Origin of the sequence: Rhizobium hidalgonense (genome assembly GCF_002914525.1) — a bacterium.
In the GTDB taxonomy this organism is placed as follows: Bacteria; Pseudomonadota; Alphaproteobacteria; order Rhizobiales; family Rhizobiaceae; genus Rhizobium; species Rhizobium hidalgonense.
The window spans coordinates 78,789-94,377 of record NZ_LODW01000082.1 but is presented as its reverse complement, the minus strand read 5'-3'; the positions used below and the strand labels follow the sequence as shown (position 1 = coordinate 94,377).

13 protein-coding genes, 1 tRNA gene and 1 pseudogene are annotated in these 15,589 nt (G+C 60.3%); 8 read left to right on the top strand and 7 right to left on the bottom strand.

The genetic code is table 11. The features are described 5' to 3' along the window. Positions 1-46: 46 nt before the first annotated feature. On the top strand, positions 47-1,261 hold the full coding sequence (locus tag ATY29_RS25610) for a ubiquinone biosynthesis hydroxylase (protein ID WP_025417301.1): 1,215 nt from the start codon (positions 47-49) through the stop codon (positions 1,259-1,261). Positions 1,262-1,281: 20 nt separating this feature from the next. Here ATY29_RS25610 and ATY29_RS25605 read toward each other — a convergent pair whose 3' ends face one another. The 4 genes from ATY29_RS25605 to ATY29_RS25590 all read right to left on the bottom strand — a co-directional run bounded on the left by ATY29_RS25605 (position 1,282) and on the right by ATY29_RS25590 (position 3,823). After that, on the bottom strand, positions 1,282-1,470 hold the full coding sequence (locus ATY29_RS25605; protein ID WP_003567459.1) for a Trm112 family protein: 189 nt from the start codon (positions 1,468-1,470) through the stop codon (positions 1,282-1,284). Positions 1,471-1,479: 9 nt separating this feature from the next. Continuing rightward, the gene (locus ATY29_RS25600; protein ID WP_025417302.1) at positions 1,480-2,166 is read right to left on the bottom strand and encodes an LON peptidase substrate-binding domain-containing protein; all 687 of its coding nucleotides are present in this window, start codon (positions 2,164-2,166) and stop codon (positions 1,480-1,482) included. Positions 2,167-2,276: 110 nt separating this feature from the next. Next, positions 2,277-3,257, bottom strand: coding sequence for a thioredoxin (gene trxA / locus ATY29_RS25595; protein WP_097533246.1), 981 nt, complete (start codon positions 3,255-3,257; stop codon positions 2,277-2,279). A 56-nt stretch (positions 3,258-3,313) separates the two neighbouring features. After that, complete coding sequence (locus ATY29_RS25590) at positions 3,314-3,823, bottom strand: prolyl-tRNA synthetase associated domain-containing protein (protein WP_025417304.1); 510 nt, start codon at positions 3,821-3,823, stop codon at positions 3,314-3,316. Positions 3,824-4,077: 254 nt separating this feature from the next. Between ATY29_RS25590 and ATY29_RS25585 the strand changes: the two genes are divergently transcribed. From ATY29_RS25585 to ATY29_RS25570, 4 genes are all read left to right on the top strand, one after another. Further along, positions 4,078-4,152: transfer RNA gene (locus ATY29_RS25585), tRNA-Gly, on the top strand. Positions 4,153-4,517: 365 nt separating this feature from the next. After that, positions 4,518-5,189, top strand: coding sequence for a CBS domain-containing protein (locus tag ATY29_RS25580; protein ID WP_003567466.1), 672 nt, complete (start codon positions 4,518-4,520; stop codon positions 5,187-5,189). A gap of 168 nt (positions 5,190-5,357) precedes the next feature. After that, positions 5,358-7,796, top strand: a complete 2,439-nt coding sequence (locus tag ATY29_RS25575) for a phosphoketolase family protein (RefSeq protein ID WP_097533245.1) — start codon at positions 5,358-5,360, stop codon at positions 7,794-7,796. Between the two features lie 222 nt (positions 7,797-8,018). Then, entirely contained in the window at positions 8,019-9,338 is a 1,320-nt protein-coding gene (locus ATY29_RS25570; RefSeq protein ID WP_037091812.1) for a glucoamylase family protein, read from the top strand. Between the two features lie 804 nt (positions 9,339-10,142). Here the strand turns inward: ATY29_RS25570 and ATY29_RS25560 are convergent. Continuing rightward, positions 10,143-10,955 carry an SDR family NAD(P)-dependent oxidoreductase gene (locus ATY29_RS25560; RefSeq protein ID WP_342210732.1) on the bottom strand — a complete coding sequence of 271 codons (813 nt, stop codon included), beginning with the start codon at positions 10,953-10,955 and terminating at the stop codon, positions 10,143-10,145. Positions 10,956-10,979: 24 nt separating this feature from the next. After that, positions 10,980-11,123, bottom strand: a complete 144-nt coding sequence (locus ATY29_RS37000) for a hypothetical protein (protein ID WP_003567476.1) — start codon at positions 11,121-11,123, stop codon at positions 10,980-10,982. A gap of 271 nt (positions 11,124-11,394) precedes the next feature. Here ATY29_RS37000 and ATY29_RS25545 point away from each other — a divergent pair. From ATY29_RS25545 to ATY29_RS25535, 3 genes and pseudogenes are all read left to right on the top strand, one after another. Next, a pseudogene (locus tag ATY29_RS25545) lies at positions 11,395-12,349 on the top strand (MBL fold metallo-hydrolase). 148 nt (positions 12,350-12,497) lie between these two features. Continuing rightward, positions 12,498-13,250: an SDR family oxidoreductase gene (locus tag ATY29_RS25540; protein WP_097533243.1), complete on the top strand. Its 753-nt coding sequence runs from the start codon at positions 12,498-12,500 to the stop codon at positions 13,248-13,250. Between the two features lie 146 nt (positions 13,251-13,396). Beyond that, positions 13,397-13,822, top strand: a complete 426-nt coding sequence (locus tag ATY29_RS25535; protein ID WP_097533242.1) for a cupin domain-containing protein — start codon at positions 13,397-13,399, stop codon at positions 13,820-13,822. A gap of 521 nt (positions 13,823-14,343) precedes the next feature. Here ATY29_RS25535 and ATY29_RS25530 read toward each other — a convergent pair. Beyond that, the gene (locus ATY29_RS25530) at positions 14,344-15,549 is read right to left on the bottom strand and encodes an NAD(P)/FAD-dependent oxidoreductase (RefSeq protein WP_097533241.1); all 1,206 of its coding nucleotides are present in this window, start codon (positions 15,547-15,549) and stop codon (positions 14,344-14,346) included. Positions 15,550-15,589: the final 40 nt, after the last annotated feature.

Here is a 15,589-nt window from a genome sequence, read left to right as displayed (position 1 = left end):
GATCTATATAGATCACATCTGAGGTACAGGGTACGGGAGTGGCGCGATGCTTGATATGCTGGTTGTGGGCGGGGGTTATGTCGGCCTTTCCGCCGCTGTCGCGGTCAAACAGGCAGCACCGCATCTGAATGTCGCCGTTGTCGAGGCGGCCCCGGAGCATGTCTGGAAGAACGATACCCGCGCTTCGGCGGTCATCGCGGCGGCGGCGAAGATGCTCGAGGTCTTCGGCATCTGGAACGAGATCGAGCCGGAAGCCCAGCCGATCACCAAGATGATCGTCACCGACTCCAAGACCTCCGATCCGGTGCGCCCGGTGTTTCTGACCTTCGACGGCGAAGTGGCTGAAGGCCGGCCTTTTGCCCACATGATACCGAACGTGACAATGGTCGCAGCCCTGCGCGGCCTCTGCGAGCGGCTTGGCATCGAGATCCGCCACGGGCTGAGCGCCACCGAAATGAAGACCGACGACACCCATGTCACCGTCACGCTTTCGGACGGCAGCACGCTGGAAAGCCGGCTGCTGGTTGCCTGCGACGGCGTGCGCTCGACGCTGCGCGATCTCGCCGGCATCAAGACCGTCACCTGGAACTACGGCCAGTCCGGCATCGTTGCCACAGTCGAACACGAGCGGCCGCATGAGGGCTGCGCCGAGGAGCATTTCCTGCCGGCCGGGCCTTTTGCCATCCTGCCGCTGAAGAACAACCGTTCCTCCCTGGTCTGGACGGAGCGCACGCACGATGCCGACCGGCTGGTCGCCGCCGACGATCTGGTTTTCGAGGAAGAGCTCGAACGCCGCTTCGGCCACAAGCTCGGAGCGTTGAAGGTGATCGGCGACAAGCGTGCCTTCCCGCTCGGCCTGACGCTCGCCCGCGCCTTCGTCGCACCGCGTTTTGCCTTGGCCGGCGACGCCGCCCACGGCATTCACCCGATTTCCGGCCAGGGCCTCAATCTCGGCTTCAAGGATGTGGCAGCACTCGCCGAAACGATTGTCGAGGCCGATCGCCTCGGCCTCGATATCGGCTCGATCAACATTCTCGAGCGTTACCAGACCTGGCGGCGCTTCGACACGTTCCGCATGGGCATGACGACCGACGTGCTGAACCGGCTATTCTCCAACGACGCAACGCCGATTCGCATCGCCCGCGACGTCGGCCTCGGCATCGTCGACCGGCTGCCGCGCCTCAAATCCTTCTTCATCGGCCAGGCGGCCGGAACGACGGCAAAGGACAATCCGCGGCTGCTGGCCGGCCAGACGATCTGAAGCAGGTTTAAGGAAACAGGTTACTCGTCGAGGCGACGGGCTTCGGACACCAGCATGATCGGAATGCCGTCGCGGATCGGATAGGCGAGCTGCGCCTTTTCCGAAACGAGCTCATTGTGTTCGCGATCATAGGAAAGCCGGCCCTTGGAGAGCGGGCAGACCAAGAGTTCGAGCAGTTTCGGATCGACGCGGCTGAGTTTTTCGTCCATGGCCGAAGTCTACTGCAGAACCGTGTCGGAGTCACCGAAGACACGCGCCAGCACGATCTCGGTAATGGCGATCAGCGTTTCGGCCCGCGTCTTCAGATCGGGCGCCTCCAGCAGCGCCTGTTTTTCAGCCGGGCCGAACGGCGACATCATCGCCAGCGAATTGACGAGCGTCAGATTGCTCGCCCGCTCGACGCTCTCCCAGTCGGCTTCCAGCTTATTGGCATCGAGATAGGCCTTGAAGGCGGTCAGAAGTGCGGCGCGGTCGACCGCCTCCTCCTCGTTTGCGGCCGATAGATCGGCGATGAACGGGGCGATACGGAAGGTGCGGAAGGGGTCGCTGGTAGCTTTCTCCTCCAGCAGCCGAAAGCGGCAGACGCCGGTCAGCGATACGATATAGCGCCCGTCGCCGGTCTCGGCAAAGGAGGTGATGCGGCCGAGGCAGCCGACAGCGGCAAGGTGGGGATCGCCGCCCTTGTCCTCGTGTTCGCCGAGCGCCGGCTGCACCATGCCGACCAGCCGGTTTCCCGTCAGGGCTGCATCCAGCATCGCCAGATAACGCGGCTCGAAAATGTTGAGCGGAAGTTGCCCGGCCGGCAGAAGCAGGGCACCGGTCAGTGGGAAGACGGCGATCGTATCAGGCAGATCGCCCGGCTTCAGGTATCTGGCATTCCCGACTTGCATGAAACCGTCCCGCATTCTTGTAACGGGCATGCCCGTCCTCACGAGAATGTGGTGCCCTCCTCCAAAAACGCAAGGGCAGATACTCGAAACTTAATGCATGTCGGCCGGAATGGGGCCTGGCGCGCTTACGAGAACAGCATCGCCGAAAGCTTGCGCCGGGCCGAAACCGTCGCCGGATCCTTGAAGCCCCAGACCTCAAAGAACTGCAGCAGCTGGCGGCGGGCGCCGTCATCGTCAAAGGTCCGGTCCTTGCGCATGATCAGCAGCAAGTGCTCGGCTGCTTCGTCGCGTCGGCCTTCGACATTGAGGATCTTGGCGAGCTTCAGCCGCGCCTCATGGTCGCCGGGATTGGCAGCCAGATCGCGTTCGAGCGCAACGGGATCGCCGAGCTTGCGGGCTTCCTCGATCTGTTCGAGTTTTTTCAGCACCGCCTGAATGCCGGCGTCTTTCGCGAGCTCTTCCGGCAGATCAGCCAGGGTTTCGCGCGCCCGCTCATGCTGGTTTGCGGCAATCATGCATTCTGCCATTCCGGCAATCGCCTTGGCGTTTTCCGGATCGGCCTGCATCACGGCGGCGTAGAGCTGAGCGGCCTCATTGATATTGCCGGCGGCCAGCAGTTCTGACGCTTCGGTGAGCACGGCCTCGATCTCGGCCGCCTCGTCGGCGCCGGCCGGGCCGGCGATGCGGTCGATGAACTGCTGGATCTGGCTTTCCGGCACCGCGCCCATGAAGCCGTCGGCGGGGCGGCCGTTGACGAAGGCGATGACGGCGGGGATAGACTGGATGCCAAGCTGGCCGGCGATCGAGGGATGGTCGTCGATGTTCATCTTGACCAGCCGGACGCGGCCCTTGGCTTCGTTGACCACCTTCTCCAATACCGGAGTCAGCTGCTTGCACGGGCCGCACCAGGGCGCCCAGAAATCGACCAGCACCGGTTGCTTGCGCGATTCCTCGATGACGTCCTTGCCGAAATTCGCCGTCGTGGTGTCGGTGATGTAGCTGCCTGCCGCAGCCGCAGCCGCGGGTGCCGGCGTAGCGCCGAAGCTTGTTGTCGCCGTCATCTGATTTCCGAAGGAACCGTTATAGGGGTTGTCGCTGCCGCTCATAGGTGTCTCCCGCCGCGCCGATCCTGCCGGCATCATTGTAGCGCTAAAATCGTATGTCAGGACGTTACTTTCAAGACAAGCGGCTTGTGTCCGGTCGCCTCCATGAAACGGATCAGATCGCTGCTCGCAATCGAGGTCGTCGCATCGTTGGACAGCGGATGGCAGTTGACGATCTCCTCGCGCATCAGATCGGCATCGAGCACGAAGGTGACATTCCCTGCCGTATCGTTGATCGCGCCGAAGGCGGTGACCGCGCCGGGAGCGACGCCGAGATAGTCCATCAGCTTCTCAGCCCTGCCGAAGGAGACCCGGCCGGAGCCGCCGATCAAACCATGCACCTGCTTGAGGTCGACCTCGGCATTTTCCTCCACGGTCAGCAGAAAATACCTGTCCTTCTTGTCCTTGATAAAGAGATTCTTGGTGTGGCCGCCGGGGATTTCGTCCCGCAGCGCCACCGATTCGGCCACGGTGAAGACAGGCGCATGATCGACCGTCTTATGAGCAATGCCGAGCCCGTCGAGGAAAGCAAACAGATCATCTCTTGTCTTGGCAGCGGTTTCGGGCATCGGGCAATCCATTGGTGGCAAGGAAAAAGCGAGGCGTCCTGATTACGTCCGTCCACAGCGTTTGGCAATCTTCTCCACCGACGCTTTACCCCCGCATTTGCGGCCTTTCCGCCCGCCTCATGCGACCTTGCGAATTTTTCTTCGCCTCTTCTTCATTTCCCTGTTGCATTTGAAAATCCGTTAGGCCATATAGCGCCCGTCGCCGCAAGGCGCCGCCCACGGTCCAACAACTACCCCGGACCGATGTGGATTGAGCGGGTGTAGCTCAGGGGTAGAGCACAACCTTGCCAAGGTTGGGGTCGAGGGTTCGAATCCCTTCGCCCGCTCCAGTTTCTCTCTTCTCCATACCGAAGACATAGGTAACAACCTCGAACGGGTTGTCCGCGTCGCCACGCCGTCGCCGCATGAATCCCGCCATCGTTCGTCTTCAGACGTTTGGCCCGTCTGTTTTCGCAGAGAAACTCCGGTTTGCCCAATCGCGGCGTATCGATTGATCCTGCTCAATGCAAACTATGCGGCTATCTGCCTAAACTTTACCGAGTTCAGCGAGGGGCGGAAAAAGCGCGCGGCGACAATTTGATCGTCTGCGCAACGTAGGTTTTTCGACGCAGCGGTTTTTGTGAAAAAGGCCACTCCTTCAGCGTCCTTCAAGTAGCAATGAGGCTTGATCGGACTTAGCCGGAGTTAGATCGACATGCTCGTCAAAGACGTAATGACGACGACGGTCGTCACACTATCACCTGACAATAGCGTTCGGCATGCTGCCAAGCTGATGTCCGATCAGCATGTAAGCGGCGTTCCCGTCGTTGACCATGATGGGTGCGTGCTGGGGGTCATCAGCGAAGGTGATCTGATCCGTCGAACGGAACTGTCGAACGGGGCATTTGTCCTGAAGGCGGACATGGGACTTGGGCCCGACGACAGGGCGAACGCTTTTATCAAGCGGTGCGCATGGAGAGTGGGCGACGTCATGACGCCCGATCCGGTTGTTATCGACGAGGAAGCACCCCTTTTCCGTGTCGCCGTGCTCATGCAGGACCGCGGCATCAAGCGCATTCCTGTCCTGCGGGACGGCAAACTCGTCGGCATCGTCAGCCGCGCCGACCTCCTGCAGGTCATTTACTTGGCAAGACCGGACGATACGGCAGCCGGCGACGAAGCCATCCGACGAAGCATTCTTGTCCGGCTCGGCGAAAATACCGGCCTGGAAGATTTGGAGGTGTCGGTCACGGTTACTGAAGGGATCGTGCATTTTTGGGGTAAAGTCGAGACGCCGGCCGGCCGCCGAGCTGCGCGGATTCTGGCAGAGGGCATCCACGGAGTTCGCGGCGTGGTGGAGCATTTCCCGGAACCTCCTCCTCGCTGATGCATTCGCCAGCTCATACCGAAGCGGAAAATTGGCCGGAAGCGGAAATTTGGCAGCTCGCCGTCGCATCGACACGAGACTGAGCCGGCCTTCGTGAAATCGAGCAGCGAGATTCAGCAATGTCATTTTGATTGGGAGAGTGAGATGGCTTCACCTGACACGACAGTGATGAACAAACCAGCCTCGACAACGGCAGAGGGAAAAATAACGCTTTCGGCCAAGGAGCTCCGCCTGATGGACGCTTACTGGCGGGCATCGAACTATCTGTCGGTCGGGCAGATCTATCTGCTCGACAACCCGTTGCTCAAAAAACCGCTCGCACGCGCGCATATCAAGCCGCGGCTGCTCGGCCATTGGGGAACCTCGCCCGGCCTCAACATGCTCTATGTGCACCTCAATCGGGTGATCAAGCGGGACGATCTCAACATGATCTATGTGATCGGCCCCGGCCACGGCGGGCCGTCGCTTGTTGCGCATGCCTATCTGGAAGGAACCTACAGCGAGTTCTACCCGAATATCGGCCAGGATGAGGAGGGAATGAAAGGACTGTTCAAGCAGTTCAGCTTTCCCGGCGGCATCCCCAGCCACGTCGCTCCCGAAACACCGGGGAGTATCCATGAAGGTGGCGAACTCGGTTATGCGCTCAGCCACGCCTATGGCGCGGCCTTCGACAATCCCGATCTGATCGTCGCCTGCGTCGTCGGTGACGGCGAAGCCGAAACCGGGCCGCTCGCGACGGGATGGCATGGCAACAAATTCCTCAATCCTGCCCGTGACGGCTGCGTTCTGCCTATCCTGCACCTCAATGGCTACAAGATCGCCAATCCCTGCTTCCTCGCCCGTATTCCCAAGGAGGAATTGGCGAAGTTCTTCGAGGGCATGGGATATGCGCCTCTCTTCGTGGAAGGCCACGAGCCCGACCAGGTGCAGCAGCAGCTTGCCGCAGCCATGGATACGGCCGTCGCGGCGATCAAGACGATCTGGGCCGAAGCGCGGAACAAGAAAAATGTCCGCCGCCCGGCCTGGCCGATGATCGTCTTCCGCACACCGAAGGGCTGGACTTGCCCTTCCGAAATCGACGGCAAGAAATGCGAAGATTATTGGCGTTCGCACCAGGTTCCGATGGGCGATATGGACAAACCTGAGCATATCAAGGTGCTTCAACACTGGATGAAGACCTACAGGCCCGAAGAGCTTTTCGACGGCGACGGCAGGTTGCGGGCTGAACTGGCGGCGCTGGCGCCGACCCGACATCGCCGGATGAGCGACAATCCGCATGCAAATGGCGGCCTGTTGCTGCGCGATCTGAAGATGCCGGATTTCCGAGACTATGCCGTTCAGGTGCCCAAGCCCGGATCTGTGACCGCAGAATCGGCCCGCTGCATGGGAAAATTCCTGCGCGACGTGATGAAGCTGAACCTCAGAAGCAAGAATTTTCGCCTGTTCAGCCCCGACGAGAACAATTCCAACCGCTGGCAGGATGTGCTGGAGGTGACGGACCGCTGCTATATGGCCGAGATCTATCCTGAGGACGATCACCTTTCGCCCGACGGACGCGTCATGGAAGTCCTAAGCGAGCATCAATGCCAGGGCTGGCTCGAAGGCTATCTGCTGACCGGGCGCCACGGCTTCTTCTCCTGCTACGAAGCCTTCATTCACATCATCGATTCGATGTTCAATCAGCACGCCAAATGGCTGAAAGTGTGCAATCACATTCCCTGGCGGCGACCGGTCGCTTCGCTCAACTACTTCCTGAGTTCGCACGTCTGGAGGCAGGATCACAATGGCTTTTCTCATCAGGATCCGGGCTTCATCGACCATGTGATCAACAAGAAGGCGGAGGTTATCCGGGTCTATCTTCCGCCGGATGCCAATACGCTCCTGTCCGTCACCGATCACTGCCTGCGCAGCCGCAATTATGTGAACGTCGTGGTGGCCGGCAAGCAGCCGGCACCGCAATGGCTGACGATGGACGAGGCCATCAAACACTGCACCGAAGGTCTCGGCATCTGGGAATGGGCCAGCAATGACCGCGGCTCGGAACCGGATGTGGTCATGGCCTGCTGCGGCGATGTGCCGACCTTGGAGACGCTCGCAGCCGTCCAGCTGATCCGTGAGCACCTTCCTGAATTGAAGGTGCGGGTCATCAATATCGTCAATCTGATGAAGCTGCAGCCTTCGAGCGAACATCCTCACGGGCTTTCGGATCCCGACTTCGATGCGCTGTTCACCAAGGACAAGCCGATCATCTTCGCATTCCATGGATATCCCTGGCTGATCCACCGGCTGACGTATCGGCGAACCAACCATAAGAACCTGCATGTGCGAGGCTACAAGGAAGAAGGGACGACCACGACGCCATTCGACATGGTGGTTCTGAACCAGCTCGATCGCTTTCATCTCGTTGAAGACGTCATCGATCGGCTGCCGCAGCTCGGCGCGCGGGCGGCCTATTTCAAGCAGGCGATCCGCGGAAGGCTGATCGAACATCGGCAATATATCGAGGCGCATGGCGATGACATGCCCGAGATCAGCAGCTGGACATGGGGCGTCAAGAGCACGGGAAAAGCGAACGCGGCGACCTCTACGGAGGGGGACAATGCCTAGAGCACTCCAGCAAAAACTGTGCAGCGGTTTTGCCAGGCAAAGCCGAAGCGTTATTGCCGGCAATTGCGTGAAAACAAAGAGATAGAACATTCTCGTGATTCGAAGAAAAAGCGAAAATGCTCTAGGCGACGCGTTGCACGCAGACGATCATGCCGGAGGCGTCCGACCAGGGTCGCCTCCGGATGCTCGACGAAACCATCTGATCTCCTCGGTTATCCTGTCATGTCGGAGTTACTGTCCACCGATCCCGAGCTGAACCGAATGCCGACGGAGGAGGATCTCGGTCGCCTTCAGTTCACGACATTGCTCTACTATCTGCAATGCACCAATCCGGACAACGGATTGGTCCGCGACAAGACACAGGCGGGCGCACCGGCAAGTATCGCGGCCGTCGGCATGGCGCTTGCCACGATTCCCGTCATCGTCGAGCGCGGCATCGTCATTCGCGCATTTGCCGCCAAGATCGCCCGGCGCCGACTGGAATTCCTGATGTCCTGCCACCAGGGGCCGGAACCGGACGCGTCCGGCTACAAGGGCTTCTTCTACCACTTCCTGGATATTGAGACGGGGAGACGGGTCTGGCAGTGCGAACTGTCAACGATCGATTCGGCCTTCCTCTTCGCTGGCGCTTTGACCGTCGCTGCCTACTTCGATGCGGACACCGAAGACGAGGCGAAGGTTCGCGCACTTGCCAAATCGCTCTACGAGCGCGTGGACTGGAATTGGGCACGCGATAACGGCGCGACGCTTACGCATGGCTGGCGGCCGGAAAACGGCTTCATTCCCTATCGTTGGCGCGGCTATGACGAAGGCCTGCTTCTTTACATCCTCGGGCTCGGCTCGCCGACCCACCCGCTGCCGCCGGAAAGCTTCACAGCCTATACGGAGAGCTACGAATGGCGGAATATTTTCGGTCGGGAATTGCTCTATTCCGGCCCGCTCTTTACCCATCAGCTTTCACATATGTGGATCGATTTTCGCGATATTCGCGACAGTTTCATGCGCGCGCATGACAGCGACTATTTCCAGAACAGCCGACACGCCACCTTCGTTCAGCAACAATATGCGATCCGCAATCCGCTGAACTTCAAAGGCTACGGCGAACATTGCTGGGGGTTCACGGCAAGTGACGGCCCCGGCTGGACGAAGCGGAGCATCGACGGTATCGACAGGGAATTCTTCGACTACATCGCGCGTGGTGCACCCTATGGCCCGGATGACGGCACCGTATCACCCTGGGTCGTGGTGGCTTCGCTGCCATTCGCTCCGGAAATCGTGATCCCGACCGTGCGAAACTTCGCTCGAATGCAGCTTGGCATGACACGCCTCTACGGCTTCAGGCCATCGTTCAACCCGACATATGCGATTGAAGACAAGGACCAAGCATGGTGGGTCAGCCCCTACCATTTCGGCATCGACCAGGGGCCCGTCGTCCTGATGATCGAAAATTACCGAACAGGCCTGCTGTGGAACGTCATGCGTCGATGCGAGCCGGTCGTGGTCGGCCTAAGGCGAGCGGGGTTTTCAGGCGGCTGGTTGTGACGGCCAGCAATTCCAGGAAAACTGCGAAGCGGTTTTCCCAGGCTTTTGCCGGGATTGGCGTCAGTACAAAAGGTTGGAGCGGCTCTGCATTTCCGTGAAAACCTGAACCGCGCTGGCGCCGACGCAAGAGGGTGAACGCGATCGTCACCCCCTCTGTTTTTGATCGATCCACGTCCAGGAACCGTCCGAACGATAGTCGAGAACGGCGTCATAGGCTGCACGCGGAGCACCCGGTTCTGCAAAATTGACGCAGCCAATTCCTCGTCAGCCAGGAGCCTGAGGATGTCGGGCAGAAGTTCACGGCCGAACACGGCATCGGCTTTCTCCGGAAGGATATAGGAAGGTGCCGCGATCATCGCGCTCGCAAGCGCAACGAGCCGCTGTTCGCGCGGCGAAAGCAAGGTGGACCAGTCTTGCTCGCTCTCCAGATCGGCGCAGAGTTCCCAGGGCCGGAATAGGCGCGCTGGCTAAGAAAGCGAACATGTCGTCGCGGGGGAATGACGATGCGTCCATTTCCTGACGCCCCAAGTCCCGCCGTGGCCCGGAACAATGCGGTGCTCCCGGCATCGCCCTCACCCGCTACGATCACTCTTGCGTCGGAGGGGAGAAGGACCGACAGGTCCTTCCGCAACGCATTCCCTGCCGGCGAAGTCAGCGTCAGCTTCTCATAACTGAGGTTTCCCTCGACCTCGACGAGTTCAACGTTAATGGCTTGATGCGTTCGATACCTGCCGAGCCTCAGCCACCAGACCGACAGCTTCGACAGGTTGTAGAGCCCGTTGGGGCTGGCAAAGGGCAGGCCTTTTAAGCCAGGGTCATGCCGCCGTCGACATGAAGCTCGATCCCGTTGACAAAGCTTCCTGCATCGGAGGCGAGGAAGAGTGCGGCGCGCGCCAACTCTTCCGGTCGGCCGAGACGGCCGGCGGGGATCAGGGAAGCCATGTAATCTTCGAATGCCGGCCGCTCGGCCTCCGATACGCCCAGCTTGGCGAGGATTTCCGTCTCGACCGGTCCCGGGCTCAGGATGTTGACGCGGATCCGCCGCGACTTGAATTCGATCGCCCAGTTTTTCGCAAAGGCGGCGGTTGCTGCCTTTGAACCGGCATAGACGGTATGGTCCGGGAGGACCTTCGTGGCCGCCAGCGAGCTCGTAACGATGATGTTTCCGCCGTCGCGGATCAGAGGGGCGATCGTCTGCACGCCGAAGAACACCCCGCGCGTATTGATTGCGAAATGCCGGTCATATTCTGCCGGAGTCACTTCGGCGGAGGTGGTGAGATTGATGATCCCAGCATTGGCCACGTAGATGTCGAGTCCGCCGAAGCGGCTCTTCACGGTGTCCGCCAGCCTGCGATGATCTTCCAGGTCGGCGGCGTCACCCACGAAGCCGATAGCCGACGGACCGATTTCTTGCACGGCGCGGTCGACAGCATCCTGCCGGCGCGATGTCTGGTCGCGAAAGACCTGGCAGACGGCACGCTTGTCACACTTGCGGCGGAGTTTGCGTTCCCTAGCGCTCCCTTTAATGCACTGCACGCCTTTGGTCGCACCGTGCCGTTGCGCGTAAAACTGGTCTGCGATTTCATCGCCCGCGAGGCAAAAACCCTCGGAAGCCATCTGAGCACCTGATGTTGGGTTTGTTCAGAATCCAGGCCCGCCGGTCTCGCGCATCGTCGGGGTAAGGTCTCCCATGCCCCGATCAGCTCGGATGCCGACCCCACGGTCGAAGCAGTCGAGAACCACGTAAACGACGATTCCGAAGGCCAGGATGTCGTTGAGGATCATTGCGGGACGTTTCTCTCGCGGCTGCACCCAACAAACCGGCGAAACCATGGGCGATTGCCGCATGCGCATGCGTCAACAGCAATTGCTCTGCAGCGGCAGCAATCGTTCTGGCGCAGCCGCAGATCGGTTTCGCTAGATCATTAGAGGACACGCCAGCAATGAAGTGTGTCGCCAATCGCTAAAGACTTCACCCGCATTGACCACGCCTCCCGCCCGGGAAGCGTAAGCCACCCAGGATTAACATCAGGACAGAACATAGGAGTTTTCAAAGATGAACCAGATGATCAACAACACTCAGGAGGCAAGCATGAAACTGGACAACACCTCACATCCCAGTAGACAGGCACCCGAAGAGCTGGTTCCGTCGCGCTACGCGGTCCGGATCGGCGAGATTGACGTACTGGTGATCAGCGATGGCGTGCTACCGCTCCCAACCGTGATGTTGGGACACAACGCCGAGCCGGCCGCCCGGGCTGCCTGGCTGGGCGACATGTTCCTGCCGCAGGACGCTTTCGACTGGGCACTGAACGTCGTCGTGGTGCGCAGCGGCGGACAGACTATCCTCATCGACGCTGGGCTGGGCCTCGACCCGGACTTGAACTTGCCGCGGGCCGGGCAGTTGATGAAGCGGCTGGCTGCCGCCGGCATCGACCTGGCATCCGTGACCGACGTGGTGCTGACCCATATGCACATGGACCACGTTGGCGGGCTGCTCGTCGACGGGGTGAAGGAACAGCTGAATCCGGACCTGCGGATCCACGTGGCCGCTGCCGAGGTCAAATTCTTGGGAGTCGCCCGACTTCTCCCACGTCTCGATGCCGGCGGGCTTCCCTGACGCGCTGCGGGCAGCTGCCAAACGGTTTAGCAAAGACTATCAGAGCCAGCTGCGGCTGTTCGAGGATGAGCATGAGGTGGCGCCGGGCGTGGTCGTCTCTCGTACCGGTGGCCACACGCCCGGGCACAGCGTGGTCCGCGTGGCCTCAGGCAACGACCGGCTGATGTTTGCCGGCGACGCCGTGTTCGCGGTCGGGTTCGACCATCCCGACTGGTTCAACGGCTTCGAACATGACCCCGAGGAGGCTGCCCGCGTTCGGGTCCGGCTTTTGCAGGAGCTGGCAGCGACCGGCGAACTGCTGGTGGCAACGCATATGCCGTTTCCTTCCGTTGGCCATGTTGCGGTCGACGGCGACGCCTTTCGTTGGGTCCCGGTCTTCTGGGACTACTGACCGCTTGTTGAATTAAGGCCGAACCAGAGCGTGCATACTTGAAGGCCGTGCCCAGCTCGGCCTTCAAGTCGGAGCTTCAACCAGGCCTTCACCTATCCACCTATTGAACAACGCGCACCGCATGGGCGCGCAGCAAATGGAGCGTCTTATGAAAATCGTGATTATCGGCGGAACCGGCCTGATCGGTTCCAAGACGGCAGAGCGCCTGCGCAAGAAAGGGCATGAGGTCATTGCCGCTGCTCCGAAAACCGGCGTTAATACCTTCACCGGGGAGGGCTTGGCGGAAGCACTGAAGAACACCGACGTGGTGATCGATCTCGCGAACTCGCCATCCTTCGAGGATAAGGCCGTGCTTGAATTCTTTCAAACGGCCGGCAAGAACCTGATGGCAGCGGAAATCGAGGCCGGTGTGAAACACCACATCGCGCTTTCCATCGTCGGCACGGATCGGTTGCCGGATAGCGGCTATCTTCGAGCCAAGGTCGCCCAGGAAAAGATCATCCGGGAAGCCAGTACTCCCTACACCATCGTGCGTTCCACACAGTTCATGGAATTTCTCGGCGGCATCGCCCAGGAGGGCACGGTTGGAGACACGGCCCGCTTGTCGACAGGTTCCCTGCAGCCTATCGCGTCCGACGACGTCGCCGATTTCGTGACTGACGCGGCCCTTGCCGCGCCGGTTAACGGCATCATCGAAATCTGCGGCCCCGAGCGCGCGCGTCTCTGCGATTTCGCCGCGCGCTACCTCAAAGCGATCGGAGATTCCCGCACCGTTGTCGCAGATCCGGATGCCCGCTATTTCGGCACCAAACTGGAAGACGGTTCACTCGTCTCCGACAATCATCCTCGCATCGGTCGTATCGGTTTCGACGATTGGTTTGCGACAACGCCCAGAAAGTAACGAGTTGCGCATGGGCCGCCTGATAAGCGGCCCATGCGCCCGTAGCACTACATTTTGATGGCGACGCCCAACATAGAAAATACGTATAAAAACAATAGGTTATTGAAAAAATACGATCTACTCCAAATCACGAGAGGACGATAAACATGATCAAGTCATTGGCTTTTGCCGTCGCATTGACGGCTCTGCTGTCAGGTTCGGCTCTTGCGCATGATGCGCCGGGTGGCGGCGAAGGCGCAAAGGTTATGCTGGTCTATGACCACAAACTGCCGAACGTACCCGGCAAGAGCATGAAGGGCGTTCTCGTCGAATATGCTCCGGGCGGTTTCTCGGAGGGCCATACACATCCAGTGTCTGCCTTCATATACGCGACCGTTCTCGAGGGCGCGATCCGCAGTCAGGTCAACGATGGCCCCGTCACTGTCTATAGCGCCGGTGAAAGCTTTTCAGAATTTCCGGGCGATCGCCACGGTGTCAGCGAAAACGCCAGCAAGACCGAGCCGGCAAAGCTCCTTGCTGTCTTTGTGGTCGATACCGCTGAGCAGGAACTGACCTTCCCGATCAAGAAATAGGCGATCTGGCCGGGCACACGTGCCGTGCCCGGCCATTCTTTGACAAGGCAAGCATCGCGCCGCACCAACCCCGATGGTACCACGGCGCGAGAGCCATTCTGGGCCACGGGATGCGCGAGCGCGCAACGGTCTGCCTGGCAGCGGCAGTGAACTGCTCGGCCCCGAGGTCACCAGTCACCTTCGCGCTGATTGGATAGAGTTCTCCTACCACATTCTGAACCCTATCTCTCCGACCATCGGATGATGGAGTCACGGGGCTTCGGCCTCAACCGGCTTACAGAAAACGCGGCGGACTTCCCGATACCGGAAAATGCAACGCTTGTTTTGAGCAAATAGGGAGACGAGCAGGTTTCCGGGTGAGAACCAGGCGGCCTGCTCCTTGCGGCACGCCTTCAAAGGTCGCTTACGAGCCGAAAGCGCTCGGGGAAGAAATGATCGATGAAAGATGAGTCGGGTCATGAACAAGCCGGAAATGGCAAGCTGCGCTCTTATTCAGAGCGCAGCCTCATTTCGGGATCCGGTCACAGTTTGGTCACATGCTCCGGATCAGCTGAGGCCAGCGCTGCGGCGCGCTCGGCCTTCGGCGGATAGATCCAGACGGTGTTGATCTCCTGCTTGGTCGCCTTCGCTTTCTCGCCGACCATCTCCACCTTGCGATCCCATCCTCGCGTAAAGAGGGCTCCGGCATCGCCGAGGTCGAGGCAGGTGACATAGGCCTCCTGATGATATTGCCGAGCCGGCACGCCCAACAGTTCAGCGGCGGCGTTGTTGCCCGCGAAGGCGCCCATGCGTGTGGCGTGCTGGCACGACATCAGGGCGTAGTTGCCGCAGTCGTCGCAAGCGGCGCGCGCCGCGTCCCCGGTGGCGAAGACGCCGGGGACGGACGGCACGCGCAGGCAGCCATCGACCAGCAGTCGGTCGAACTTGTCACGCTCGCCGGGAATTTTGGTGGTCAGCGAATTGGCCCGTATGCCTGCCGCCCAGATCACGGTCATGGTTTCGATATGCTCGCCGGTACTCAGCGTAACTCCGGATTTATCCAGCGATGAAACGCCGGCATTGAGCCGCGTTTCCACACCGAGCTTGCGAAGTGCTTCCTCGATGATCGGCCGCGGACCTTCGCCCATGTCGGGGGCTACCGCGCTGCTGCGGTCGACGATAATGACACGCGGATTGGCGGTTCTGTCGAACAGGGTCCGCAGCCGCGAAGGCATCTCGGTCGCCGCCTCGATACCTGTGAAACCGGCGCCGGCAACAACGATTGTGTCGCGCGCGGCCGAGGCCGGCATCTTCGCAAGCTCGTGCAGGTGGCGATCAAGGGCAATGGCGTCATCGACGTTATCGACGCTGAAGGCGTATTCGGCGAGGCCGGGAATATTCGGACGGAACAGCCGGCTGCCGGTGGCTAGCACAAGGCGATGATACTGGAGGGACTTTCGTTCGCCCTTGGCATCGACGACGTCTACGGTGCGGACCTTCGTGTCGACCGCTTCGACACTGCCCTGCACGTAGGCGACATCGACAGCATCGAATACATCCTGCAAAGGTGCCGTCAGGCTCTCGGGCTTCGGTTCATAAAGCCGGGGGCGGATGACGAGCGTCGGTTCCGGGGACACCAGCGCGATTTCGAGCTCTTCGGGCGAAACGCCTTCGATATCGCGCAGGCGGGCTGCGGAAAGTGCGGCGTACATGCCGGCGAACCCGGCGCCTACAATCACAAGTCTCATGTTATTCACTCCGTGGTTTGTAGTTTCAAAAGGCCGCGCG